Source organism: Rhodococcus sp. P4_B6, from assembly GCF_056402215.1.
In genome coordinates this window covers 1-25,716 of record NZ_JBFUHV010000133.1, presented here as the reverse complement: position 1 = coordinate 25,716, position 25,716 = coordinate 1, and the positions used below count along the sequence as shown (strand labels likewise).

Genomic DNA, 25,716 nt, shown 5'->3' with positions numbered 1-25,716 from the left:
GTGCCGGGCGCCGCGACAGCCGGTGGGGCCGCGGCGGGTGCGACGGTGCCGGGTGGGACGGTGCCGGGTGCGGCGACCGGAGTCGCGACGCCGGCCGCGGTGCCGGGGACACCGGTTGCGGCGGCGACACCCGCAGCCTCGGTGCCGGGTGCGACGGCGCCTGTCGCGGCGGCCTCCGCCGGAAGACCGGACGTGGAGGCGGCGCCCGCCGACGTGCCCGACGACTGCGAGGTGGTCGAACCCGAACTGGATGTGGACGCCGGTGCGACGTCGAAGACCGTGCCGAGCGACAGCCCGCCCGCAGCAAGCAGGGCGATGGCGGCGACGGATGCGGAGATGATCCCGGCCTTCTTCTTGCGCGACATCCCGGTGGGGGCGGGGTCGACGGGTCTCGGTGCGGGAGGCCGGGCGGCGAGGACGACGGTGTCGGCGTCCGATTCGACGGCCGGGACGGCGGCGGGCGCTGCCGTGGCAGGCGCGGCGGTGGGAACGACGACCGGCATCCGCGCGACGGTCGGGGCGGCGGCGCGTCCCGCATCCCGGTCGGCGGCGAGCAGCGCGGCGCCCAGGGCGGCGGTGTGGCCCGGACGTTCGGCCGCGACGACGGGAACCCGCAGTTCCGCGGACAGAAGTTCGGCGACGAGCGGGATCGCGGCGCTGCCGCCGGTGAGTACCACTTGGGTGACGTCGCTGGATTCGAGGCCTGCGGCGTGGATGCTCTCGCGGACCAGCGTCACCGAGTCCTGGAGGGGTTCGCGGATGAGGTCTTCGAGTTCCGAGCGCACCAGCCGCACATCGGTGGAGATGCCGGGCAGTTCGATGCCGATGGTGGCCTCGGTGTCGGAGGACAGTGCCTCCTTCGCCGCGGTGCACCGGGTCCGCAGGCGGGTCAGCGCGGCGACGGTGTCGGGGGCGAACGGGTCGATGTCGCCGAACTCGTCGGCGACGTTGCCGAGGACGTACTGCATGGCGGCGTGGTCGAAGTGGGCGCCGCCGAAGTCCTCGGACCGCACCGGCTTGCCGAGGACCCCGGTTTCCGTGCCATGTGCGTCCGAACGGAACAGGGTGATGTCGAGTGAGGTGCCGCCGAGGTCGTAGATGACGGTCAACGCGTCGCCGTGGGTGCCGCGGGTCCGTTCGAGCCACGTCATCACCGCCTGCGCCTCCGACACGAGGGTGGCGTCCGCGACGCCGGCCTGCTCGAGCGCGTCGGCGAGGACGCCGACGGTGTACGGCGGCCAGACGGTCGGGTGGGCGACGACGGTGGCCGGGAGGCCGTGCCTGCCGGATGCCGCCTCGTGCACGATGCAGCTCACGGCGGTGGCCACGAGGTCTTCGCCGGAGTAGGTCGAGCCGTCGTCGGTGAGGATCCCGACCGGGTCGCCGACGCGGTTCGCGAAGTCGGACACCGTCACCGCATCCGGTTCGCCGCCGTCGGCGCCGAGTACGGGTGCGCGGTCGGGGGAGAGGTGCAGAACACTCGCGCGGGACAGGACGGTGAGGTCGGCGGCATCCGTCACGCTCGCCCCGTCCGTGTCGACGGCGGCCACCGTATTGACCGATCCGACACCGATGCCGAGCGCTGCAGCCATGTTCCACTCCTGTGGTCCGGGCGGGCGTCACGCCGCCTGTGTCAGGCGGACGGTGCCGCCGTCGTATGTGACGGCCGGGGCCGTCGTGGTCACTCGAATTGTCGCGTGCGGCGGCCGTTTCGTTACGCCGATGCGCAGGTCGACGGCAGTTACGGGGCCGATCCCCTAATGCCCCCTCATCCCCTAACGGCGAGGCCCCGACCCCCGATGGGAGATCCCCGATACCGGGGTCCGCGAGTAGGGGGCGCCGCCCCGTTGGGAAGGGGGCCGCCGATCCATAACGTGTATTTCACTCGCCGTCACAGCAGTTGTGGTGGCCACCCGAACTCCCCGAACCTCGACCACAGGAGAGATTGCCATGGCTACCAACGCCGTCCTCGACTTCATCCTCGGCCTTCTTCGCGACGAGCAGGCTGCGGCGGCCTACTGCGCCAACCCGACCGACGCTCTGTGCGCTGCCGGTCTGCAGGGTGTGAGCCACGCGGACATCGTCTCCGTCGCTCCGCTGGTCGCGGAGTCGGGACTGTTCGCGGGCAGCGGGGCCGACCTGGCAGCGATCGTCAACGCCGGTGCCGACGTCGCCGGTGACGTCGCCGGCGGTATCGGCGCAGGTGTCGGCGGCGGTCTCGGTGGCGGCCTGGGCGCCGGCCTCGGTYTCGGCGGCGGTCTCGGCGGTGCGGTCGGTCTCGGAGCCGGCGCGGGCCTCGGTCTGGGTGCCGGCCTGGGCGGCGACTTCGACTTCGCCGCGGAACTGGCGGCCGGCCTGAGCGCCGCGCTCGGTGCCGCACTGGAGATCGGCGGCGAGATCGGTGCACAGCTCGGTGCCGCGCTGGGTGCGGCCCTCGACGCGGCACTGTCTCTCACCGGTGGCGTCGACCTCGGCAGTGCACTCGACCTCGGCGCCACGATCAGCGGAGCCCTCGGGGGAGCGCTCGGGCTGGGCGCCGACCTGACCGCGCAGCTCGCTACCACCCTCACCGCGGCGATCACGGCCCTGCCGGTGGTCAACGTCGCCGGTGGTCTCACCGGGATCCTCGCGCCGGCCCTGTCGATCGGCGGCGACCTGGGCGCCGAGCTGGGTGCGGCTCTCGGTGCCGCCCTCGCCAGCGTCGTCGACCTCGGTGGCAGCGTGGACGGCGACATCCTCACCGGAGTCGGTGCCGGCCTCGACCTCGGTGGCGTGCTCGGGACGACCCTCGGCAGCGTGCTCGGTGTGGACGCCGGTCTCGGTGGCACGCTGGGCGGCGCCCTCGACGCGGCGATCGGCGCCGGCGGCGGATTGGGCGCGACCCTCGAAGGCCTGCTCGGCGGTGACCTGCTCGGCGACGTCGCCGGTTCGCTCGGCGGAGTCCTCGGCACCGACCTCGGCGCGGTCCTCGGTGGCGCGCTCGGCGGTGTCCTCGGTGCGGGCGGTGACCTCGGTGCAGACCTCGGTGGCGCCCTCGGCGCGACGCTCGGTTCGATCGCCGACCTGGGCGGCGGACTGGACCTCGACGCGATCCTCGGTGCGGGCGGCAGCCTCGGCGGTGCCCTGAGCGGGCTGCTCGGCGGTGAACTCGGAGTCGGCGGCGACCTCACGGCCGGTCTGGGTACCGCACTGGACGCGGTGCTCGGTGCCGGCGGCGGACTCGACCTCGGTGCCGTGCTCGGTGCCGACGGCGGCCTCGGTGGCGCGCTGAGCGGCATCCTCGGCGGCGTCCTCGGCGCCGGCGGCGACGTCAGCGGTGACCTCGGTGGAGCCCTGGGCGGTCTGCTCGGCGGCGCCCTCGATCTGGACGGCGGCCTCGGCGGCGCACTGTCCGGTGCACTCGGCAGCGGACTGGGACTGGACGCCGCACTCGGCACGGTCCTCGGCGGCGCCCTCGGCCTGGACGGTGGCCTGGCCACCCAACTGGGCAGCACTCTCGACGCCGCGCTCGGTGCCGGCGGCGTGACGGGCATCGACCTGGGCGGCCTGCTGGACGGCGGACTGGACCTCGGCCTCGGCGGCGACCTCGGCCTCGGCGGAGAACTGACTTCCGAGCTGACCACGGCACTGAGCGGTGCCCTCGGTCTGGGCGGCGACGCAGGCGCGAACCTGGGCACGGTCCTGGGCGGCGCACTGGAGAGCGGCCTCGGGCTGGGCGGTGTCCTCGACACCGGTGCCGATCTGGGAACCACGATCAGCAGCGCGCTCGGCGGAGTGCTCGGTGTCGACGGTGACGCCACCGCAGGCCTGGGCGCGGCGCTCGACGCGGTGCTCGGCGCGGACGGCGGAGTCGACCTCGGCGGGGCGACCGACCTGGGTGGTCTGCTCGGCGGTGCGTTCGGTGCCGGCGGCGCCGCGGGCGCCGATCTCGGCGCGGCCCTCGGCGGTGTGCTCGGCGGTGCGCTCGAGACCGGCGGCGCCCTCGACCTCGACAGCGTCCTCGGCGCGGAGGGAAGCATCGGCAGCACGCTGGGCACCGCTCTCGGCGGCGTCCTCGGCGCGGACGGCGGCCTCAGCGCGACCCTCGGTTCTGCACTGGAGACGGCACTGGAGGCCGGTGGCGGGCTCGATCTCGACTCCGCTCTGGACGCCGATCTCGGACTCGACGCGGCGGCCGGTGTTGGCGGCGCCCTGGACGGTGCGCTCGACGCGGGCACCGGTCTCGCGGGTGGCCTGACGAGCGGCATCGACGGCGCGCTGAGCGGGCTGCTCGACGTGGGCACTGACGTCACGGGCAACGTGGGCGGCGCGGTCGGCGGCGGTGTGGCGGGCGGCGCGGACGCTGCGGCCGGCATCGGTGCCGGTGTCGCGGCGGGAGTCGGTGCGGTTGCCGACGCCGGCGCAGACCTGGGCGGAAGCCTCGGAACCAACCTGGTCGGCGGACTGGACACGGCCGGTGGCCTGGGCGCCGGTCTGACCAGCGGCCTCACCGGTGGTCTGGGTGGAATCTTCGACACCGGTGCGGGCCTCCGCTCCGCACTGACCGGCAGCGTCGGCGGTGCCGTCGATGCGGTCGGTGAGGCAGGCGCCTCGGTCGGCGCGGTCGCCGACGCCGGTGCGAGCCTGGACGCGAACCTCGGCGGTGCCCTCGACACGGCGGCCAACCTGGGCGGAAGCCTCGGTGGCGCCCTGGACACGGCGGCGAACGTCGGCGGAAGCCTCGGCGGCACCGTGGACGCCGCTGCCGGAATCGGCGGTGACGTGGCCGGCGGACTGGAAGGCAGCGTGGACAGCGCCGTCGACGCCACCGCAGGTCTGACCGGGGGCCTGGACGCCACCACCGACGCGGCCGCCRATCTCGGCGCCGGACTGTCCGGTGGCGTGGGCGGTCTCGGATCGCTCGGCACCTCGGTCGGCGGCGCCCTCGACGGTGCCGTCGGTGGAGCGGTCGACGGCGGAGCGGCAGTGGGCGGCGCCCTCGACGGCGCAGCGTCCGCCGGTGGATCGGTCGCGGGTGGCGCTTCCGCAGGCGGTTCCGCCGCCGCGGACCTCGGAGCGGTCGGCGGCGCCGTCGTCGACACCACCGGTTCGATCGCCGGCGGCCTCGGATCCACCCTGGGCGGTGCCGTCGACACCGGGGCCGACACCTGGTCGTCGATCGACGCGGACAACGCGTTCGGCGCCGACTCGGGCCTGCACGCCGACACCGACGGTTCGCTGTTCGGTGACACCGACTCCTCGGTGGACCTCTCGCACGACGTCACGGGCGTGGTCGATCACCTCGAGCCGTGATGAGCCGGCGGTTCCGGCATCCCCCAGACGGGGCGGCCGGGACCGCCGTACGATGTAACGAAATCAGCCCCGGACGCGTTATGCGTGCGGGGCTGTTTCACAGTCGGGTGTCGGGGCACCGAACAGGTGCCCGCACGAGGTCGGAAGAATTGCGGGTCAACGAAGCTCATGGACAGTGCAGCCGCCGAGAAGAGTCCAGCCCGATCCCAGTCGATGACGGCGCTGCTCGAGCGGGCCCTGGACGTGGCGAAGCGGTTCGGTCGCGGCGACCTGGCCCAGCGCCTGGATTCCGCCCGGGGCCGGGTGCAGGATCCGCGGATGCGGATCGTGGTGGTCGGGCCGCTGAAGCAGGGCAAGAGCCAGTTCGTGAATTCGCTTCTCAATCTCACCGTGTGCTCGGTGGGCGACGACGAGACCACGGCGATCCCCACCGTCGTCCAGAACGCGGAGACGGCGTCGGCGGAGCTGGTCCTCGCCGATCCGGGCGCCGACCCGATCCGGGTGCCGCTGCCACTCGACGAGCTGAACGGCATCACCCCGGCCTCACCCCGCGCCGGGGGCCGGGAGGTGCTGCGCGTCGAGGTGAATGTCCCGAGCCCGCTGCTCGCCGACGGGCTGGTGCTCGTCGACACCCCCGGGGTGGGCGGCGCAGGAAACCCGCACGCCGCGAGCACGCTCGGACTGATTCCGGCGTCGGACGCCGTGTTCGTCCTGTCCGACGCCAGCCAGGAATTCACCGAGCCGGAACTCGGTTTCATCCGCCAGGTCACGAGCCTGTGCCCGTCGGTGGCCTGCCTGATCAGCAAGACCGACCTGTACCCGCACTGGCGCGAGATCGTCGAGGCGGATCGCGGGCATCTCGCGCGCGCAGGTCTGGACGTTCCCCTGATCCCGATCTCCTCGGTGCTGCGTTCGCACGCGCTGCGACTGCAGGACGAGGAACTCAACACCGAATCCGGTTTCGTCGAGCTGTACGCGTTCCTGCGCGACCGGGTGGTGGCGCGTGCGGAGGCGAACACCCGCCGGGCCGTGTCGCTGGACGTGTCCTCCGCCGCCGAGCATCTGACCCTGGGGATCGGCAGTGAGCTTGCCGCCCTGCGTGATCCGGCGAAGGGCGTCGCCGCGGTCGCGGAACTGCAGAAGGCGAAGGCGGCCGCCGAGGAACTGCACAAGAAGACGTCGCTGTGGCAGCAGACGCTCGGCGACGGCATCGCCGACCTGGCCGCGGACATCGACCACGACCTCCGGGACCGGTTGCGCCGCGTCACCCGGGAGGCGGAGGAGACGGTGGACGAGGGCGATCCCGGCAAGGACTGGGACGCGCTGGGCCAGTGGCTCGAGCAGGAATTCGCCACCGCGATCGGCGACAACTTCGTCTGGGCCCACGACCGCGCGCTGTGGCTGGCCGAGGTGGTGGCGCAGCACTTCGCGGAGACGGGCGCCGTCGAACTGCCGCACCTGGACATCGCGAACGTGGACGGGGTCCTCGAACCTGTGGCGTCGCTCGCCGACCTCGAGGCGGGGCGCATCGGCATCACGCAGAAGGTCCTCGTCGGTATGCGCGGCTCCTACGGCGGCGTCCTCATGTTCGGTCTGATCACCACCATGATGGGGATGGCCCTGGTCAATCCGATCTCGATCGGCGCGGGAGTCCTGCTGGGCACCAAGGCATACCGGGAAGACCGGGAGAGCCGGATCCTGAAGCGGCGGGCGGAGGCGAAGACCGCGATCCGCCGGTTCGCGGACGACGCCAGCTTCCAGGTGGGCAAGGAGTCGAAGGATCGGCTCCGGTCGATCCAACGGTTGCTGCGCGACCACTTCACCGCGATCGCCGAGCAGGCGCTGCGGTCGATCAACGAGTCGCTGCGGGCCGCGCAGGAGGCGGCGAACCTCGAGTCCACCGAGCGGACCCGCCGCATCGCGCAACTCGAGAAGGATCTGCACGTCGCCTCCGAGCTGAAACAGCAGGCCGCGCAACTCGTCGCAGGCGATGCGGGAGCGGTCACGGCATGACCGCCGCTCCGCTCCAGGAAGCCCGGGCACTCATCGCCTCGGCCCGGCAGTTGTACGCCGGCCGCCCCGAGATCCGGGATCAGCTGACCGAATGCGCCCGGCGACTGGAACAACCGCTGCGGGTGGCCCTGGCCGGTTCGCTGAAGGCCGGCAAGTCCACTCTGCTCAATTCCCTGGTGGGGCAGGACATCGCGCCCACCGACGCGACCGAGTGCACCCGCGTCGTCACCTGGTATCGCAGCGGGTCGACGCCGACCGTGACGGCCTGGTACCAGCCGGACCCGGGCACCGGCGGTCAGCGTTCGGCGAACGTCCCGGTGCTGCGCCGGGACGGACATCTCACGTTCGACCTCGGTCACCTCACCGCCGATCAGGTGGACCGCCTCGACGTGGAGTGGCCGTCGTCCGCGCTGGCGCACACCACGATCATCGACACCCCAGGCACGTCCTCGCTGTCGCGGGACGTCTCGGCCCGCACGCTCGAGATGCTCACCCCGGACAACGAGGCGTCCGGCGCCGACGCCGTGGTCTACCTGCTGCGCACCCTCAACGCGACCGACGTCCAGTTCCTCGGTCAGATCGGCGACCACGTCGGCGACGAATCGGGACCGCTCGGTGTGGTCGGGGTCGTGTCGCGGGCCGACGAGGTGGGGGCCGGACGCCTGGACGCCATGATGTCCGCGAAGGAGGTGGCGTCCCGGTTCGCGGGCGAACTCGAGCGCACCGGGCTGTGCCAGGCCGTCGTCCCCGTCGCGGGTCTGCTGGCGCTCGGTGCCCGCACGATGCGTCAGGCCGAGTTCACCGCGTTCCAGCATCTCGCCGAGGTCCCGGTGGACGACCTGAACCTGGCGATGCTGTCGGCCGACCGGTTCGCCCGTGAGGACAGTCCGCTTCCCGTGGACGCCCGGATGCGGGCCCAGCTGGCGGATCGCTTCGGGCTCTTCGGGATCCGGATGGCCGTCACCCTGATCCGGCTGGGCACCAAGGACTCGCCGACGCTGGCGGCCGAACTGGTGGAACGCAGCGGTCTCGACGAACTGCGCCAGGTGATCGACATCCAGTTCGGGCAGCGGGCCGATCAGCTGAAGACCCACTCGGCGCTGGTGGCACTCAAGCGGGTCCTGACGGCGCATCCGGTGCCGGGGGCGGGCGAGATCCTGATATCGGCCGAACGACTGCTGTCCGACGTGCACGGTTTCCAGGAACTGCGCCTGCTCGGGCGGCTGCGCTCCACCGAGGTGGGGCTGCCCGCCGACGACGTGGCCGAACTGCAGCGCCTGATCGGCGGGTTCGGCATCCAGATCCCGGAACGGCTGGGCACCGACGGCGACGACTCCGTGGAGTTGCAGCGGATGCGGGCACTCGCCGCGGTACGGAAGTGGCGCGAACGCGCACGGCACCCGTTGCTCGACCAGTTCACGGCGAGGGCCTGCACCGTCGCCGCCCGCAGCGCGGAAGGTGTTCTGGAGGAACTGAACACGGTCCGCCTGTAGGCGGGTCAGGTCGCGGACACGCCCGCGATCTCACCCTCCCGGAACGCGTCCACGAACAGCTGGTGGTCCTTGCGGCTCACCTCGGCGTACGCGATGCCGAAGTCGATGATCTCGCCGACGAACTCGTCCAGCCTGCCGTCGACGACGTTCTGGATCGCGTCCTCGGTCTGGAACGTGACCAGGGTCTGATCGCTGTCTTCGTCGGAGACGTAGTGCACCTTCGCCGTCGCCCGGCCGAGGTCCTCGAGCACCGGCACGATGTCCTCCGGTTCGGTGAGGTCGGACCAGTCGAGGTCCAGTTCGTACGGGGAGAGTTCGGCGACCACGAAACCGGTGTCACCGATCTCGGTGTAGCCGAGCAGCGGATCGGTGTGGACCTGCAGAGCCCGCTGACTCACCACCGTGCGGTGGCCTTCGTGCTCGAAGTAGTCGCGGACACGGGGTTCGTCGACGACGCGGCTGGGCGCGGCGACGTTGCCCTGCTTGAGGGACAGCACGATGTCGTTCTCGAGCGCCTGCGTCGCCCCTTCGATGAGCACGTTGTACGCCGGGAGGCCGGCGCTGCCGATCCCGAAACCTTTCCGCCCGACCACGTCCTTGACCCGGTAGAACACCGGTCGCGCGGATCGTTTGCTGCGGGGCACCCTCTCGATGTACGTCTCGAGCGCCTCGCACACGGTCGTGCGTTCGTCCTCGTCGAGTTCGCGGACTCCGCGGCCCCGCCGGAAACGCCGGTCGTAGTCCTCGATCACCGTGACGGATTCGAGCAGGTCCACCCGGGTGGCGAGGCGCGCGCTCAGCAGCAGATCCTGGATTGCGCCGCGCGAATTGTCCAGGCGCAGTGCGTACGCCTCGTCCGCCTCCCGTTGCACGTACTGCAGGACGTGCGCGACGTAACTGCGCAGATAGGTGTCGGCGAGTGCCCGGACATCACTCTCGGGGAGGGCCTTCTGCCAGCCCATCAGTGCGAGACTCGCGACGAACCGGCGAAGATCCCAGCTGAACGGCCCCACGTACGCCTCGTCGAAATCGTTGACGTCGAAGACGAGGGTGCCCTCCGAATTCATGTACGTGCCGAAATTCTCCAGGTGCAGATCGCCGTGAATCCACACGCGGCCGGTGCGCTCGTCCGCCCACGGATCGTCGAAGTCACGCAGATCGTCGTAGAAGAGGCAGGCGCTGCCCCGGTAGAAGGCGAACGGATCGGCGGCCATCTTCCGGAACTTCGTGCGAAACGCGCTCGGGTCCGCCTCCATCAGACCGGCGAAGGCCTCGACGAGGACCTCCACGATCCGGCCCTGCCTCGTGGAATCGTCGACGTCCACAGCAGCCTCCTTCTCGCGGCGACCGGTCACGACCGCACGGAACCACGGTAGCGTTCCCGCGCCCCCAGCGACTGCAGATACGTCCACGCATCGGCCACGATCGCATCGAGGTCCGTGTAGCTCGGCCGCCAGCCCAGTTCGGCCTGCACACGGGCACCCGACGCGACGAGCACCGCCGGATCGCCGGCGCGGCGCGGGGCGTCCCGGGTGGCGATGGTTCGGCCCGTCACGCGTTCGCAGGACGAGATCACCTCCCGCACACTGAACCCGGTGCCGGTGCCGAGGTTGTAGATCCGGTGCGTTCCGGGCTGGGCGGATTCGAGCGCGAGGACGTGCGCCTCGGCCAGGTCGCGGATGTGGATGTAGTCGCGGACGGCGGTGCCGTCGGGGGTGGGCCAGTCGGTGCCGAACACCGAGATCTCGTCGCGGTCCCCGGCCGCGACCTGCAGCACCAGCGGGATCAGGTGGGTCTCCACGCGACGGTTCTCGCCGAGACCGGCGTACGCGCCCGCGACGTTGAAGTACCGGAGGCTGCACGCCGCCAGCCCGTGGGCGTGCGCGTACGACGTGATCGCGTGGTCGATCGCCAGTTTGGTGGCACCGTACGGGTTGGTCGGCCGGGTCGGTGCGTCCTCGGTGATCGGCACGGAATCCGGCGAGCCGTACGTCGCCGCGGTGGAGGAGAACACCAGCCGGCCGGTGCCGGAGGAACGCATCGCCTCCAGCAGCGTCAGCGTCTTGACGACGTTGGCCTGCCAGTACGTTTCCGGGGTCTCCACCGATTCGCCGACGAGTGAGCGGGCGGCGAAATGCAACACGCCGTCGACATCCCCGGCGCCGAGAACGCGGTGGGCTGCGCTCGCGACGTCGTCCTCGACGAACTCCGCCCCCGCCGGGACCGCGTCGGCATTGCCGGTCGACAGGTCGTCGACGATCACGACCGTGTGGCCGCACTCGAGCAGTCGCTGCGCGCAGACGCTGCCGACGTAACCGGCACCGCCGGTGACGAGAAGTTTCACTGTTTCCCCCCGGTCAGTCGCCGAGCCGGGCGCCGGTGGTGGGCGAGAAGAAGTGCAGGCGGGCCGGGTCCGGTGCCAGCCGGATCACGTCGCCCTTGGCTGGGGAGGCGGAGTCGCTGACCCGGGCGACGATGTCGTGTCCGCCGAGGTCACCGTCGCGAACGAGGCGTCCGTAGATGTAGGCGTCCGCGCCGAGTTCCTCCACCACGTCGACCTTCACCGCGGTGCCCTGATCGGACACGGTCCACGCCTCCGGGCGGACGCCGACGACGACCCGCCCGGTGTCCAGGGCGCCCAGCACCGACCGCTCGATCGGCGTCGACAGCGAACCGATCCGGGCGTCGCCGTGCACGACGTCGACCTCGAACAGATTCATGGCCGGTGATCCGATGAACCCGGCGACGAAGCTGTTGACCGGCTTCTCGTACAGCGTCTTCGGGCTCGCGCACTGCTGCAGGACGCCCGCCTTCATGACGGCGACGCGGTCGCCCATGGTCATGGCCTCCACCTGGTCGTGGGTGACGTACACGGTGGTGGTGGCCAGTCGGCGCTGCAACAGTGAGATCTGGGTACGGGTCTGCACCCGGAGTTTCGCGTCGAGGTTGCTCAGCGGCTCGTCCATGAGGAACACCTGCGGGTTGCGGACGATCGCCCGGCCCATCGCGACTCGCTGTCGCTGCCCGCCGGACAGTGCCTTCGGCTTGCGGTTCAGGTAGTCGCCGAGATCGAGGATCTTGGCGGCCTCCTCGACGCGGCGGCCGATCTCGGCCTTGTCCATGCCGGCGATCTCGAGGGCGAATCCCATGTTCTTCGCGACCGTCATGTGGGGGTACAGGGCGTAGTTCTGGAACACCATCGCGATGTCCCGTTCCTTCGGGGCGAGGGCGGTGACGTCGCGTTCGCCGATGCGGATGGCGCCGTAGTCGACGTCCTCGAGGCCGGCGAGCATCCGCAGCGACGTCGACTTGCCGCACCCGGACGGGCCGACGAGGACGAGGAATTCGCCGTCCTCGATGTCGAGGTTCAGCGAATCGACCGCCGGCACATCGGAACCTGGGTACATCTTGGTGGCTGCGTCGTACGTGACTCGTGCCATGGTGTTCTCCTGGTCGTGGAAGGGGATCTCAGAGTCGGTGTGCCGAACCCGACGGCTCGGCGTGCAGGAACTGCGGTGTGGGCAGGGACGCGGTGTCGGCGCGTCGGGCGACGTTCTCGACGACGGCGTCGACCCGGTCGGTGGGCACGAGGGCGATCGCGGAGCCGCCGAAGCCGCCGCCGGTCATCCGGGCGCCCCAGGCGCCTGCCTCGCGGGCGGCGTCGACGGCGGAGTCGAGTTCGACGGAGCTGACCTCGTAGTCGTCGCGCAACGAGGCGTGGGAGCGGTTCAGTGCGTCGCCGATGTCGGCGATCCGGCCGCGGTCGAGCAGATCGGCGACCTCGTAGACGCGGCGGATCTCGCCGAGCACGTGCCGGGCCCGCTGCGCTGCCGGGGAACTCAGCGCCGCGACGGCCGCGTCGCGGTCGGCGACGTCGCGCAGGGTGGCGACGCCGAGGTCGGCGCAGGCCTTCTCGATGGTGGCGCGCCGGTTGCCGTACTGGCCGTCGACCAGCCGGTGCGGCGCGTTGGTGTCGATGACCACCAGCCTGGTGCCTGCGGCGTCGAAGTCGAGCGGGACGTGCCTGCTCGCGCCGTCCCGGCAGTCGAGCAGCAGGGCGTGGCCGGGGCGGGCGAGCATCGCGACCGACTGGTCCATGCCGCCGGTGGAGGCGCCGGCGATCTCGTTCTCCGCGCGGATGGACGCGTCGATCAGCGGCCGGCGGCCGGACTCGTCCGTGGGCAGTCCGGCGAGGTCGGCGACGGCGAGCGCGAACGCGCACTCGAGCGCGGCAGAACTCGACAGCCCGGAGCCGACGGGGACCGTCGAATGCACCGCCACATCGAAACCCGTTGTCGCCGTGAGATGTCCGGACCGGCGCAGCGCCCACACCACCCCGGCGACGTACGCGGACCAGCCGGACGGGTGGCCCGGCGCGACGTCGGCGAGCGGGCCCTGCCAGGACTCGCCGGTGTGTGTCGACACGGCGTGCAGGATCGCGTCGTCCCGCACGCGGACGGCGACGACGGTGATGTAGGGGAGGGCGAACGGCAGGACCAGCCCGCCGGCGTAGTCGACGTGCTCGCCGATGAGGTTGACGCGGCCGGGTGCCGCCCAGACACCGTCCGCGTCGCCGCCGAACGTGGTGCGGAACAACGCCTCCGCGGTGCCGGTGACCGCGTGGACGTCGACGGGTTCGACCCACTGCGCCGCACTCACGACGCCACCTCCCGCAGCCGGTCGGCGATGCGCTCGGGGGTGGTGTCGTTGACCCACGCCCCCATCCCGGACTCGGATCCCGCCAGGTACTTCATCCGGCCGGGCGACCGCATCATCGAGAACAGCTGCAGGTGCAGGCGTCCGAGCGGGCGGTCCTCGCCGACGGGCGCCTGATGCCACGCGGCGATGTAGGGCACGGCGTCGACGCCCTCGAAGAAGCGGTCGACCCGCCGCAGCAGCTCGAGATACACCTGCGCGAGTTCGTCGCGTTCGTCGTCGGTCAGTTCGGTGAGGTCACGGACGTCGCGGTGAGGTGCGAGGTGCACCTCCAGCGGCCACCGGGAGGCGGCGGGAACGTACGCGGTCCAGTGTGCGCCGGCCAGGACCACCCTTCTGCCGGAGCGTGTTTCGGCGTCGAGGACGTCGGCGAGCAGCAGCCGCCCGGTGCTCTCGAAGTGCTCGCGGGAGCGCCGGATCAGCGCGTCCGTGCGCGGCGGCAGATACGGGTAGGCGTAGATCTGACCGTGCGGATGGGTGAGGGTGACACCGATTTCCTTGCCCCGGTTCTCGAAGCAGAACACCTGACGCACCCCGGGCAGCGCCGACAGTTCGGCGGTGCGGTCGGCCCAGACGTCGACGACGGTGCGGACCCGGTCGACGCTCAGGGTGGAGAACGCGGCATCCGGGTTGCTGGTGAAGCAGACCACCTCGCACCTGCCCGCTCCCGGTGCCAGCGGCCACAGCGCTTCGCCGTCGACGCAGTCGGGGAGGTCCTGGTTCGCGGGGGCCGTCGCGAGCGAGGGGAAGCGGTTCTCGAACACCACCACGTCGTAGTCGTCGGCCGGAATCTCGGTGGGCGCCTTGCCCGGCATGCTGGGGGCGAGTGGTGACGCGTCCGGCGGCGGCAGGAACGTGCGATCCATCCGCTGCGCGGCGATGACCACCCACTCCCCGGTGAGCACGTCGAAACGCATCTGCGACTGCGACACCGCGGGCGGCAGCGGACGCGAATCCACCAGTTCTCGGGTGGCGCCGCCCGACACGTACGGCTCGGAGTCGTCGAAGTAGAGGAGTTCGCGGCCGTCCGCGAGAGTTGTCCGGGTCTTGCGCATCCGGACCCGCGCGGGGGCCTCCCGCGCCTCCTGTTCGTCACGCACGGTCATCGTCAAGTCCTTCCCGGTTCTCCCGTGTCACCACGAGATCGCCGACGTGGTCGGCGAGGGCTTCCTGGGCGGCGCGCTCGAGCCCGGCGTCGGTGATGAGGATGTCGACGTCGGACAGTGGGATCGTGTTCGCCAGCGCGGTCACCCCCCACTTCGTGTGGTCGGCGAGCACCACGACGCGGCGCGAAGACGCGACGAGCGCCTGATTGGTCTGGGCTTCCATCAGATTGGGGCAGGTCAGCCCCGAGTCGATCCCCATGCCGTGCGTGCCGAGGAACAGCATGTCCACGTGGATGCCGCGCAGGGCGGCGACCGTGAGCGGTCCGACGAGGGCGAACGACGGGGTGCGTTGACCTCCGGTGAGGAGGATGGTCTGGTCGTCGCGGCCGCCCTCGTGGAAGGCGTCGGCGACGGGCAGCGAATTGGTGACGACGGTGATGTCGGGGACGTCGAGGAGTTCGCGGGCGAGGGCGTGCGTGGTGGTGCCGCCGGAGATGCCCACCGATGTGCCCGGCCGCACCAGCCGGGCCGCGGCGCGGGCGATGGCCCGCTTGGCTTCACGGTCGAGTTCGGACTTCGCCGAGAACCCCGGTTCATGGACGCTCGCCGACCGCGGCAGCGTCACCCCGCCGTGCACCCGCTCGACGAGACCCTGCTCGACGAGTTCGTTGATGTCGCGGCGGATGGTCATGTCGGAGACCCCGAGCGTCGCGCCGAGGTCGACGACCTTCACCGCGCCGTGCGCGGTGACCTCGTCGAGGATCACCTGCTGGCGCTGACGTGCGAGCATCATGCGTCCGCCTTCCGTGTCGGGGCGCCGATGCCGGCGCTGTCTTCGCGAATCACAGCACAGTTGCCCGGTTCCAGCGTGAGCGGTCCGTCGACCACCCGTTCGGTCACGAGGTCGGTGCCGGACACGTCGACGGTCACCTTCTCGTTCGTGTGGTTGAGGACGAACAGCCACGACCCGTTCTCGCCCCGCCTGCGCACGATCTCGACGTCGGAGTGCTGCCCTGCATGCAGGTCGAGACCGGCTGTGGCGCAGATCGTCTCGGCGAGCCGCTCCAGGCCCCGCATGTCGGGAACGGTCGCGAGATACCAGGCGGCACCGTCGCCGACGGGACGCCGGGTCACTGCGGGCACGCCCTGCAGGTGTCCCTCGGTGTGGCGGGCGAGGACGTCCACGTCCTCGGCGACCGTGAGGTATTCGGTCCAGACGCGGGCCGTCGTGCCGTCGTCGAGGGCGACGGTCTCGTCGGCGCCGAGCGGAAAGAACTCCTCGGTCCGGACGCCGAGCAGGTCTCCGAACGCCCCCGGGTAGCCGCCGAGCCGGACGTGGTCGTCACGGTCCGCGATCCCGGAGAACGCCGTCACCAGAACCTGCGCGCCTGCGCGGGCCGCCGCCGAGATGCGGTCCGCCTCCTCGTCGCTGCACAGGTACATCGCGGGCACGACCAGAACCGAGTACCGGCCGAGGTCGGCGTCCGAGGGGACGACGTCGCAGGTCACCCCGGCGAACGCGCGGTGCATCTGCTCGGCGATCGTCATCGGCTGCATCAACCGCGACGGGTGCCCGTCCTGCTCGCATGCCCACTGCGACTCCCAGTCGAACAGAATGCCGACCGGGGCCTCGACGCGGCTGCCGGCGACCGGTTCGAGCCGGCGCAGGACGGCACCGAGCTGGACGACTTCACGCCACCGGGCGGAGTCGGTGCCCGCGTGCGGCACGAGGGCGGAGTGGAACTTCTCGGCTCCGGCCTGCGACGCGCGGAACTGGAAGAACGCGACACCGTCCGCGCCGCGAGCCACGTGGGTGAGGGAGTTGCGCAGCATCTCGCCGGGCGTCTTCGCCCGGTTGACCGGCTGCCAGTTGACGGCACTCGTCGAATGCTCCATCAGCAGCCACGGCTGTGAGCCGGCAATGCCGCGGGTGAGGTCGGCGGAGAACGACAGCCGGTGGTGGGCGGCGCCGTCACCGGTCGCGGGTCCGACCAGATAGTGGTCGGTGGAGACCAGATCCTGCTCGGGCGCCCACTGCGCGTAGTTCATGTCGCCGGCGAGGGACTGCGGCGAGCCCATGCCCACCATGAAGTTCGTCGTCACCGGGACGTCGGGCGTGATGCGCCGCAACACCTCCCGCTCCGCGAGGTACTGGTCGAGGAGGGCGTCGGAGCAGAAGCGGCGCCAGTCCAGCAGATGGGTGGGGTTGCCGAACGTCGTGCTCGCGGCGGGCGGCACCACTTCGTCCCAGGCGCTGTAGTGCTGGCTCCAGAACGTCGTGCCCCACGCCCGGTTGAGTTCGGTGAGGTCGCCGTAGCGACGCTGCAGCCACCGCCGGAACGCCCGCGCGCTGTCGGGGGAGTAGCAGCGCGAGTTGTGGCAGCCGAGTTCGTTGGACACGTGCCAGAGGGCGAGTGCCGGGTGGCCGCCGTAGCGGACGGCCATCTTCTCGACGAGGGTGAGGGAGTGGTCGCGGTAGATCGGGGAACTCGGGCTCCACGTCTGCCTGCTGCCGATCTCGTACCGGTAACCGCGTTCGTCCACGGGCCGGACCTCGGGATGCGCCGCCGTGAGCCAGGGGGGTGGGGACGCGGTGGCGGTGGCCAGGTCGACGCGGACGCCGCCGTCGTGCAGGAGGTCGAGGACGCGGTCGAGCCAGCCGAAATCCCACGTGTCGGGGGTGGGCTGCAGCCGGGCCCAGGAGAAGACGCCGACGGTCACGAAGTCGACACAAGCCTCGCGCATGAGTTCGACGTCGCGCTGCCAGACCTCTTCCGGCCACTGTTCGGGGTTGTAGTCACCGCCGAAGGAAATGCCCCGGGTCGGCCACCGCAGGTGCCGTCCGCGGGAATCGATCGCTGTGTGCATGCTCACAATCTGTCCGATCGATGCTCAAAAGTCAACACGAATGAACATTTTTGCACTTCCGCAGGTGAAAGCACTTCTATCCGGTTGACAATGCGCAGTGCGGCGTGATTTTGTAACGTGCATCACGTAACGGCGTGAGGCGACACCAACGAAATGTGATCGAAGTTGTTCGATTTCGATCAGATGGTGAGCGACTCCGCCCCACCCCGCTACTCGAGCGAAAAGGGCACCATGAACCGAAACGAGCTGCCGCACCCGTGGCAACCCTCCCGGCGCACCTTTCTCAAGGCCGCGCTCGCCGCCGCGGGCGCCCTGTCGACAGCCGGCCTGCTGTCCGGGTGCACGGGCGGCGTAGACCCCCACGTGATCACCCTCGGATCGCGGCTGTCGGACAAGAACGCCAAACTCGGCGTGCAGGACGTCGTCGGGATGTTCCAGCAGCAGTCCGGCGCCGCCGTGCGGATCAACTCCGTCGACTCCACCTCGTTCCAGGAGAATGTCAACAACTACCTGCAGGGCACTCCGGACGACGTCTTCACCTGGATGTCGGGATACCGGATGAAGTACTTCGCCGACAAGGGTCTCGTCGACGACGTCAGCTCGGTGTGGCAAGCGCACGGCAGCGGTTTCAGCGACAGTTTCCGCGAGGCGTCCACCGGAACCGACGGCAGGCAGTATCTGGTCCCGTTCTTCTACTACCCGTGGGCCGTGTTCTACCGTCCCAGTCTTTGGCAGCAGCGCGGCTACGCGCCGCCGAAGACGTTCGACGAATGGGTGGCCCTGTCGAAACGCATGCAGTCGGACGGGCTCACCCCGATCGGATTCGGGGTCCGCGACGGCTGGCCGCCGTTCGGCACGTTCGACTACCTCGATCTGCGCCTCAACGGCGTCGACTTCCACCGCTCCCTGCTCGCCGGCGACGTGAGCTGGACCGACAACCGCGTCCGGTCGGTGTTCGACACCTGGCGTGAGATCCTCCCGTTCCACCAGCCGCAACCGCTGGGCCGCAAGATGTCCGAGGCGCAACAGGCGCTCCTCAACAAGGAAGTCGGGATGCTGGTGGCCGGCATGTTCGTCGCGCAGAGCTTCCCCGCGGGGCCCGACCGGGAGGACCTGGACTTCTTCGCTTTCCCCGAACTCGACTCCGCCGTCGGCACGTCGGCGGTCGAGGCGCCCATGGACGGATTCATGATGCGCAAGGACCCGCGCAACCTCGGCGGCGCGCAGCAGTTCCTCTCCTTCCTCACGAACGCCGACGCCGCCGTCGCGTACGCGAAACAGGATCCCCAGGCGATCCCGGCGCACCGCGACGCCGACCTGTCGAGTTTCCCTCCCCTCGTGCAGAAGTCGGCCGCCCTCGTCCAGGGTGCGGGGTCCATCACCCAGTTCCTCGACCGGGACACCCGCCCCGACTTCGCGTCCGTCGTGATGATCCCCGCGATGCAGCAGTTCCTCGGCAACCCGAACGACGTCGACGGCCTGGTCCGCAGCATCGAGCGGCAGAAGGCGGCGGTGTTCGGGCAATGAGCGCACACGAGAAGACAACGACCACCATCACGGTCCCGACAGGTCAGGTGAATTCATGACCAGCACAGTTCCTCCCCAGGCCGGAACCGAACCCCGGATCCCGGCCCCGAAGATCCGACGCAGCCGCGGCGACCGGTGGACCATCGCCGTCATGCTCGGGCTGCCCGCCGCAATCGTGATCGGGCTGGTGTGGATTCCCACCGTCTTCACGGTGATCCTGTCGTTCGCCCGCTGGGACGGCATCGGCGGCACATCGACCATCGAGTGGATCGGCCCGCAGAACTACGTCGACGCCGTCCAGGCGTACCCACCGTTCCAGCAGGCCCTCCACAACAACGTCCTCTGGCTGGCGTTCCTCTTCGTCTTCCCGACGATCCTCGGCATCTTCCTCGCCGTGCTGCTCGACCGGGGCCTGAAGGGAAGCCGGCTGTACCAGAGCATCTTCTACATCCCCGTGGTGCTGTCGATGGCCCTCGTCGGGTTCGTGTGGCAGTTGATCTACTCCACCGACGGCGGCGTGCTCAACACCATCCTCGGCACGGACGTCGACTGGCTCGGCAACCCCGACATCAACATCTGGGCCGTCATGGTCGCCGCGAGCTGGCGGCACACCGGCTACATCATGCTGTTGTACTTGGCGGGTCTCAAGGCCATCGACCCGTCGGTGCGCGAAGCCGCCCTCATGGACGGTGCCGGGCCGATCCGCACGTTCTTCCGGATCGTGTTCCCCCTGATGAAACCCACCAACCTGCTGATCATCGTCATCACCGTCATCGAGGCACTGCGCGCCTTCGACCTCGTGTGGGTGATCAACAAGGGCCGCAACGGACTCGAACTGATCTCCGCCCTCGTCACCGCCAACGTCGTGGGAGAAGCGGGCCGCGTCGGATTCGGTTCGGCCCTGGCGACGATCATGCTCGTGATCTCGCTGGTGTTCATAGCCCTCTATCTCTGGATCGTGATGCGGAGCGACGACTGATGACCATGACGACACCCCTCGCCGACCGCAGTGCGCCCGCCGATCGGAGCGGGCCCCGCAACAAGGCCGCGGTGGCCAACCGGCGCCGGCTCAGTGCCGCGCACGCGGCGATGTACCTCCTGCTCACCGCGCTCGCGTTGCTGTGGATCTTCCCGCTGCTGTGGGCGCTCTACAACTCGTTCCGCGACTACGACTACGTCCTCACCCACGGCTACCTGTCCGTCGGCGGATTCACGCTGAGCAATTACACCGAGTCGTGGGAGGTCGGCGGAATCCCGCACTACTTCCTCAACTCGATGATCATCACCATCCCGGCGGTGCTGCTGATCCTGTTCATCGGGTCGATGGCGGCGTTCGTGCTCGCCCGGTTCCCGTGGAAGTTCAACGTGATCATGCTGGCGGTGTTCATCGCGGGCAATCTGCTGCCGCAGCAGACGCTGCTGACCCCGCTGTTCCGCCTGTACAACGCGATTCCGTTGCCGTACTGGATGAGTTCGTCGGGCTCGCTCTACGACAGCTACTGGGGACTGATCCTCGTGCACGTGGCATTTCAGACCGGGTTCTGCGTGTTCGTGCTGAGCAATTACATGAAGACGGTCCCGCCGGAACTGCTCGAGGCGGCGACCGTGGACGGCGCCGGACTGTTCCGCCAGTACTGGCAGGTGGTGCTCCCACTGTGCCGTCCGGCGCTGGCCGCGCTCGCGACGCTCATGATCACCTGGATTTACAATGACTTTTTCTGGGCGCTGGCGCTGATGGTCAGCGGCGACAAGCTGCCGGTCACCACCGCGCTGCAGAATCTGCAGGGCAGCTTCTTCACCGACACCAACCTGCTCGCCGCCGGATCGGTCCTCGTCGCGTTGCCGACGGTGCTCGTATTCGTCGCGCTGCAGCGGCATTTCGTTTCCGGACTCACRATGGGAGCCAACAAGTGAGTGACACCGCCCCACCGCATGCGTACATCCACCTCACTGCCGGCGGCGTGTCCGTCGTGCTCGACCTCACCGGCGGCAGGTTGCCGGCGATCGTGCACTGGGGTGCGGCGCTCGGCGACCTGCACCTCGCCGACGTCGAGGCCCTGGCGCGGGCGAACATCGAGCCCCCGGCGGGCAACGTGGTCGACCTCCCGGTGCGGCTGTCGATACTCCCCGAACACCACACCGGGTGGGTGGGCAAACCCGGGATCGCGGGCCACCGAGACGGCACCGACTGGTCGCCGCTGTTCACGACCACCACGCTGACTGTCGACGGGGCCGAGCACCGGTCGTCCCCGCACGCGGAACTCGTCGCAGTCGGTGCCGGTGAGGTCCGGGTCGCCGCGCACGACGCCGTCGCCGATCTCGGGCTGGTCCTCGACATCGAACTGCTGCCGAGCGGTCTCCTGCGGGCGCGCGCCGAGGTCACCAACACCGGCAGCTCGTTCTACGTCCTCGACGACCTCCAGCTCGCGTTCCCGGTCCCGCCGCAGGCCCGCGAGATCCTCGACTTCGCAGGCCGGTGGGGGAAGGAACGGACCCCGCAGCGCAGCGAACTGACCGTCGGGATCCACGAGCGCGAGGGGCGGAAGGGACGCACCGGCCCGGACGCCGCGACGGTGCTGTCCGTCGGCGTGCCCGGTTTCGGTTTCGGCAGCGGCGAGGTGTGGGGCGCCCACGTCGCGTTCAGCGGCAACCACCGGCACTACGCCGAACGTCTCTTCACCGGTTTCCAGGTGATCGGCGGCGGAGAACTGCTCCTGCCGGGCGAGATTCGGCTGTCGGACGGCGAAAGCTACGAAACGCCCTGGATCTACGGCGCGTACGGCGACGGACTCGACGCCCAGGCGCATCGCTTCCACGACTACCTCCGGTCGCGGCCCACGCACCCGCGGCGCGCGCGCCCGGTGACGATCAACGTGTGGGAGGCCGTCTACTTCGACCACGACCTGGCCCGGTTGAAAGACCTGGCGGATCGAGCGGCGAAGCTCGGCGTCGAGCGTTACGTGCTCGACGACGGCTGGTTCCGGTACCGGCGCAACGATCTGGCGGGGCTGGGGGACTGGCACGTCGACGAGACGGTGTGGCCGGACGGTCTGCACCCGATCATCGATCACGTGCGTTCGCTCGGCATGGAGTTCGGCCTGTGGTTCGAGCCGGAGATGATCAACCTCGATTCCGATCTCGCACGGGAGCATCCGGAGTGGGTCATGGCGACCGGCGGGCGCACGCCGGTGCCGTCCCGGAACCAGCAGGTGCTCAATCTGGGGATCCCCGAGGCGTACGACCACATCCTGGAGCGGATGTCCGCGATTCTCGGCGAGTACGACATCGCCTACATCAAATGGGACCACAACCGAGACCTGATCGACGCGGGCACCGCTCCGCACGGGCGCGCCGGCGTCCACGATCAGACCCTCGCGACGTACCGGCTGATGGACGAGCTGAAGCGCCGGTTCCCCGGACTGGAGATCGAATCCTGCTCGTCGGGTGGCGCGCGGGTGGACCTCGGCATCCTCGAGCGCACCGACCGCGTCTGGGTCTCGGACTGCATCGATCCGCTCGAACGCCAGCAGATGAACCGGTGGACGATGCAGCTGCTTCCGCCCGAGCTGCTCGGTTCGCACATCGCGTCGGGCATCTCTCACACGACGGGCCGGTACCACCGACTGTCGTTCCGGGCGGGGACGGCGCTGTACGGGCATCTCGGGATCGAGTGGGATCTCGCAACCGCCACCGAAAACGAGAACGCACAGCTCGCCGTGTGGATCGACCTGTACAAGCGGCAGCGGGAACTGCTGCACACGGGAACGATGGTGCGCGCCGACGAGATCGACCCCACCCTGCTGGTCTACGGTGCGGTCGCGGACGACCGGGCGGAGGCACTGTTCTTCCTCGCGTACGTGGGGCGGTCCGACGTGTCGCCGCGGGGCCGGTTCACGTTGCCCGGGCTCGACCCGGACCGACGCTACCGGGTGCGTCCCGTCTTCGCCGGTGAACCGGACGAGGGCCTGAAACCGCCCGCGTGGTTCAACGTGCCACCGAAGCATCAGCCGACCGTCACCACCCCGCCCGGCGGCGGACGAGCCGACGGACTGTCCGCGGGCAGCGAGGTTCCCGGCGTGTCGATGACGGGACGAGCCCTCGCCGTCGTGGGTCTGCAGACACCCGCGTCCTTCCCCGACGACGTGGTCGTGCTCTCCGTCACGGCGGAGGCGTAGCCGCAGAACCAGGTGGGCAACATTCACCCTGGGGGTGGTAGCCGGTGCCCACGCACCGGGGCACCATAGTTCTCACCAGTCGGCGAAACGTTGAACCGCAGGACGTCAGTCAACACCCGAACCCGCCACAGGACGAGAAACACCTCACCGGAACCCGAAGCCGGTGAGGTGTTTTCGTCTGTGCCGCGGGTGGGTCAGAACTCCATGCCCGCGTCGGCGCCCATCTGCATCGTGGTGTTTCCGCCGTCGAGGGATTCCCGGATGATGTCGGCGTGACCGGAGTGGTGGGCGGTCTCCCGGATGATGTGCAGCAGGGTGCGGCGGATCGTCCACCACTGCCGCTCGGGTGCCCAGGGTGCGGTGGGAAGGGGGATGAGCACATCCAGGTCGTCGAGGCCGGCCACGGCGGCCTCCGTCGCGCGGGCCACCTCGGCGTACTCGGCCAGCAGTCCCTCGAGGGTTTCGTCGTCCCGCATGTAGTACTTCTCCATGGCCCACTCCATGTCGAACTCCGCGTTCTCGTCGGGTTCGAGAATGGTTTCGACCCAGTGCTTTTCCGTGTGGGACACGTGCTTGATCAGTCCGCCGAGCGTCAGGTCGCTGACGGTCGAGCGCTGCCGTGCCTGTTCGTMGTCGATGCCGCGGACGGTGATCAACAGGGTGGATCGCTGCTCCTGCAGGATCTGGAGGAGGTCGGCGCGCTCACCGGTGACGGGGGACTTCTGCGAAGTGGTCATGAGAAGAACGATAGAAGCGATTGAGGTCAGAAACGGTCCTCAATTAGCAAGGTCTTCTCAGGGTTTTTCTCGGGGTCCAAGTTGGGTGCCTTCCTGGATGTGCGGAAAGCGGCCGCCGCGAAGGATTCTCGGTATGAACCTCGACTCTCCAAGGCCGGCGCCACGGCCTTCGCGCCGACGCAGATGGCCCCGCGTTCTCGCGGGCATGGTGTCGCCCGTTCTCGTCGCCGTCACGGTGGGAGTCGGCACGGTCGCGTACGCCTCGACCGCCGCCGAGATCGACACCGGCGGGCAGATGGAATCCAGGCGAGCGCGGACGGTTCCCGTACTCGCACCGGACGTCAACGTGCCCGGAACACTTTCCCGGCCACCGACGAGTGCCGAGTGAGAGTCTCAGCGGCTCCGGCGCAGCCACGGAGACACGCCGGGAGCGAACAGGGCGAGCACTCCCACCGCGACGAGGGCGCTGTAGGCGAGCGGCGCCCACTGCAGCACTCCGGCGGTCGCGTCCCCGGCGTCGGACAGCAGGGTCCACAGGCCCACCCCGCCGGCGGCGCTGAGGACGCCGACGACGGCGAGGGTGATCCGGCCCGCCGGTTTCCGGGCGCGCAGGAGTTGTATCCCCAGTAGTCCGAGGAGGATCAGGACGACGGCGATGGCGCCGCTGCCGATCAGCGTGAGGTTCACCGTGTCGGTGATGTCCGTCGCCGAGTCTCCGGGATTGTCCGCGGCGACCGACGCCTCGAGGGCGTCGCGGACGGCGCCGAGGTCGAGCGCGATGGCCCCGGCGATTCCGGCGAGGACGACGAACGACCCCACCCAGGCGGACAGCGACACCGCGACCGCCTTCGGGGTGGCATCGGTGGGGGCGGCACGCAGCGGGGTGACCGCGAACTCCGGACGCGGCGGTACGGGTCGCGGCGGTTCCGGCCGGCGTGGCGGCTGTTCGGGTGTCGTCACGCTGCGATCCTATCGAGCGGCCGCGTGTAGGTTGGCCGACGCGCACGGGCCACGTCGGCGGCGCCGACACAAAATCCGGGCGGCGGCGCCGACGCAAAATCCGGGCGGTGGCGCCGACACAAAATCCGGGCGGTGGCGCCGACACAAGGTGCCGAAACAAGATCTGGGCGCCCGGGAACAAATCTTCGCACCCCTCCGTTGAGCCTTACGACAAGGTTGAGCGTGCAAGACTCAAGTTCGAATTGACTCCAGACGGTGTCGGAGTGCAAACTTGAGCGGAGGGCGCTCACTAAGCGCCGACATCGCAGTTCAGTACTGAACAACCTGCCCACAGGACTGCAAAACGAAAGTGAGGAACACTATGGCTCGTGCCGTCGGTATCGACCTCGGTACAACGAACTCGGTCGTGTCTGTACTGGAAGGCGGCGAGCCCGTAGTGGTCGCCAACGCCGAAGGTTCACGCACCACCCCGTCGATCGTCGCCTTCGCCAAGAACGGTGAGGTGCTGGTCGGCCAGCCCGCCAAGAACCAGGCCGTCACGAACGTCGACCGCACCATCCGCTCCGTCAAGCGCCACATCGGCACCGACTGGAACGTGGAGATCGACGGCAAGAAGTACACGCCGCAGGAGATCAGCGCGCGCACGCTCATGAAGCTGAAGCGCGACGCCGAGGCCTACCTGGGCGAGGACATCACGGACGCCGTGATCACCGTCCCCGCGTACTTCGAGGACGCCCAGCGTCAGGCCACCAAGGAAGCCGGCCAGATCGCCGGCCTCAACGTCCTGCGCATCGTCAACGAGCCCACCGCGGCCGCACTGGCCTACGGC

The 25,716-nt window shown here is 69.9% G+C and carries 19 protein-coding genes; 9 read left to right on the top strand and 10 right to left on the bottom strand.

The window, feature by feature from the left end; genetic code table 11:
* The coding region (locus AC1DWT_RS37885) for an Hsp70 family protein (RefSeq protein WP_477924543.1) at positions 1-1,592 on the bottom strand (1,592 nt) is incomplete at its 3' end.
* 358 nt (positions 1,593-1,950) lie between these two features.
* Between AC1DWT_RS37885 and AC1DWT_RS37880 the strand changes: the two genes are divergently transcribed.
* From AC1DWT_RS37880 to AC1DWT_RS37870, 3 genes are all read left to right on the top strand, one after another.
* On the top strand, positions 1,951-5,292 hold the full coding sequence (locus AC1DWT_RS37880; RefSeq protein ID WP_477924541.1) for an IniB N-terminal domain-containing protein: 3,342 nt from the start codon (positions 1,951-1,953) through the stop codon (positions 5,290-5,292).
* A 168-nt stretch (positions 5,293-5,460) separates the two neighbouring features.
* A complete protein-coding gene (locus AC1DWT_RS37875; protein ID WP_477924540.1) occupies positions 5,461-7,305 on the top strand; it encodes a dynamin family protein in 1,845 nt (614 codons plus the stop codon).
* Entirely contained in the window at positions 7,302-8,798 is a 1,497-nt protein-coding gene (locus AC1DWT_RS37870) for a dynamin family protein (RefSeq protein ID WP_072937413.1), read from the top strand. Before AC1DWT_RS37875 ends, AC1DWT_RS37870 begins: the two co-directional genes overlap by 4 nt.
* 5 nt (positions 8,799-8,803) lie before the next feature.
* Here AC1DWT_RS37870 and AC1DWT_RS37865 read toward each other — a convergent pair whose 3' ends face one another.
* From AC1DWT_RS37865 to AC1DWT_RS37835, 7 genes are read right to left on the bottom strand one after another with little or no spacing between them, the layout of a single operon-like run.
* Entirely contained in the window at positions 8,804-10,123 is a 1,320-nt protein-coding gene (locus AC1DWT_RS37865) for a DUF2252 domain-containing protein (RefSeq protein ID WP_477924538.1), read from the bottom strand.
* 26 nt (positions 10,124-10,149) lie between these two features.
* Positions 10,150-11,142, bottom strand: coding sequence for a UDP-glucose 4-epimerase GalE (gene galE / locus AC1DWT_RS37860; RefSeq protein WP_378674723.1), 993 nt, complete (start codon positions 11,140-11,142; stop codon positions 10,150-10,152).
* Positions 11,143-11,155: 13 nt separating this feature from the next.
* Positions 11,156-12,238 carry an ABC transporter ATP-binding protein gene (locus AC1DWT_RS37855; protein WP_095861299.1) on the bottom strand — a complete coding sequence of 361 codons (1,083 nt, stop codon included), beginning with the start codon at positions 12,236-12,238 and terminating at the stop codon, positions 11,156-11,158.
* A gap of 28 nt (positions 12,239-12,266) precedes the next feature.
* Entirely contained in the window at positions 12,267-13,457 is a 1,191-nt protein-coding gene (gene galK / locus AC1DWT_RS37850; RefSeq protein WP_477924536.1) for a galactokinase, read from the bottom strand.
* The gene (galT, locus tag AC1DWT_RS37845) at positions 13,454-14,620 is read right to left on the bottom strand and encodes a galactose-1-phosphate uridylyltransferase (protein WP_378674729.1); all 1,167 of its coding nucleotides are present in this window, start codon (positions 14,618-14,620) and stop codon (positions 13,454-13,456) included. Before galT ends, galK begins: the two co-directional genes overlap by 4 nt.
* Entirely contained in the window at positions 14,607-15,413 is an 807-nt protein-coding gene (locus AC1DWT_RS37840; RefSeq protein WP_095861296.1) for a DeoR/GlpR family DNA-binding transcription regulator, read from the bottom strand. Before AC1DWT_RS37840 ends, galT begins: the two co-directional genes overlap by 14 nt.
* Positions 15,410-17,488: a beta-galactosidase gene (locus AC1DWT_RS37835; RefSeq protein ID WP_477924534.1), complete on the bottom strand. Its 2,079-nt coding sequence runs from the start codon at positions 17,486-17,488 to the stop codon at positions 15,410-15,412. Before AC1DWT_RS37835 ends, AC1DWT_RS37840 begins: the two co-directional genes overlap by 4 nt.
* A 231-nt stretch (positions 17,489-17,719) precedes the next feature.
* Here AC1DWT_RS37835 and AC1DWT_RS37830 point away from each other — a divergent pair, with 231 nt between their 5' ends.
* From AC1DWT_RS37830 to AC1DWT_RS37815, 4 genes are read left to right on the top strand one after another with little or no spacing between them, the layout of a single operon-like run.
* Positions 17,720-19,015 (top strand): ABC transporter substrate-binding protein, encoded by a 1,296-nt coding sequence (locus AC1DWT_RS37830; RefSeq protein ID WP_477924532.1) that lies wholly within the window; start codon positions 17,720-17,722, stop codon positions 19,013-19,015.
* A 55-nt stretch (positions 19,016-19,070) separates the two neighbouring features.
* On the top strand, positions 19,071-19,994 hold the full coding sequence (locus AC1DWT_RS37825) for a carbohydrate ABC transporter permease (RefSeq protein ID WP_206015032.1): 924 nt from the start codon (positions 19,071-19,073) through the stop codon (positions 19,992-19,994).
* Positions 19,994-20,929, top strand: a complete 936-nt coding sequence (locus tag AC1DWT_RS37820; protein ID WP_072937405.1) for a carbohydrate ABC transporter permease — start codon at positions 19,994-19,996, stop codon at positions 20,927-20,929. The genes AC1DWT_RS37825 and AC1DWT_RS37820 overlap by 1 nt, the downstream gene beginning before the upstream one ends.
* Positions 20,926-23,190: an alpha-galactosidase gene (locus AC1DWT_RS37815; protein ID WP_206015033.1), complete on the top strand. Its 2,265-nt coding sequence runs from the start codon at positions 20,926-20,928 to the stop codon at positions 23,188-23,190. The genes AC1DWT_RS37820 and AC1DWT_RS37815 overlap by 4 nt, the downstream gene beginning before the upstream one ends.
* A 194-nt stretch (positions 23,191-23,384) precedes the next feature.
* Here AC1DWT_RS37815 and AC1DWT_RS37810 read toward each other — a convergent pair whose 3' ends face one another.
* A complete protein-coding gene (locus tag AC1DWT_RS37810) occupies positions 23,385-23,927 on the bottom strand; it encodes a DinB family protein (RefSeq protein ID WP_477924530.1) in 543 nt (180 codons plus the stop codon).
* A 205-nt stretch (positions 23,928-24,132) separates the two neighbouring features.
* On the opposite strand from AC1DWT_RS37810, the gene AC1DWT_RS37805 reads away from it, so the two are divergent.
* Positions 24,133-24,315, top strand: a complete 183-nt coding sequence (locus AC1DWT_RS37805; RefSeq protein ID WP_477924528.1) for a hypothetical protein — start codon at positions 24,133-24,135, stop codon at positions 24,313-24,315.
* A gap of 5 nt (positions 24,316-24,320) precedes the next feature.
* Here AC1DWT_RS37805 and AC1DWT_RS37800 read toward each other — a convergent pair whose 3' ends face one another.
* On the bottom strand, positions 24,321-24,887 hold the full coding sequence (locus AC1DWT_RS37800; protein ID WP_072937402.1) for a hypothetical protein: 567 nt from the start codon (positions 24,885-24,887) through the stop codon (positions 24,321-24,323).
* A 361-nt stretch (positions 24,888-25,248) separates the two neighbouring features.
* On the opposite strand from AC1DWT_RS37800, the gene AC1DWT_RS37795 reads away from it, so the two are divergent.
* The coding region (locus AC1DWT_RS37795; protein WP_477924526.1) for an Hsp70 family protein at positions 25,249-25,716 on the top strand (468 nt) is incomplete at its 3' end.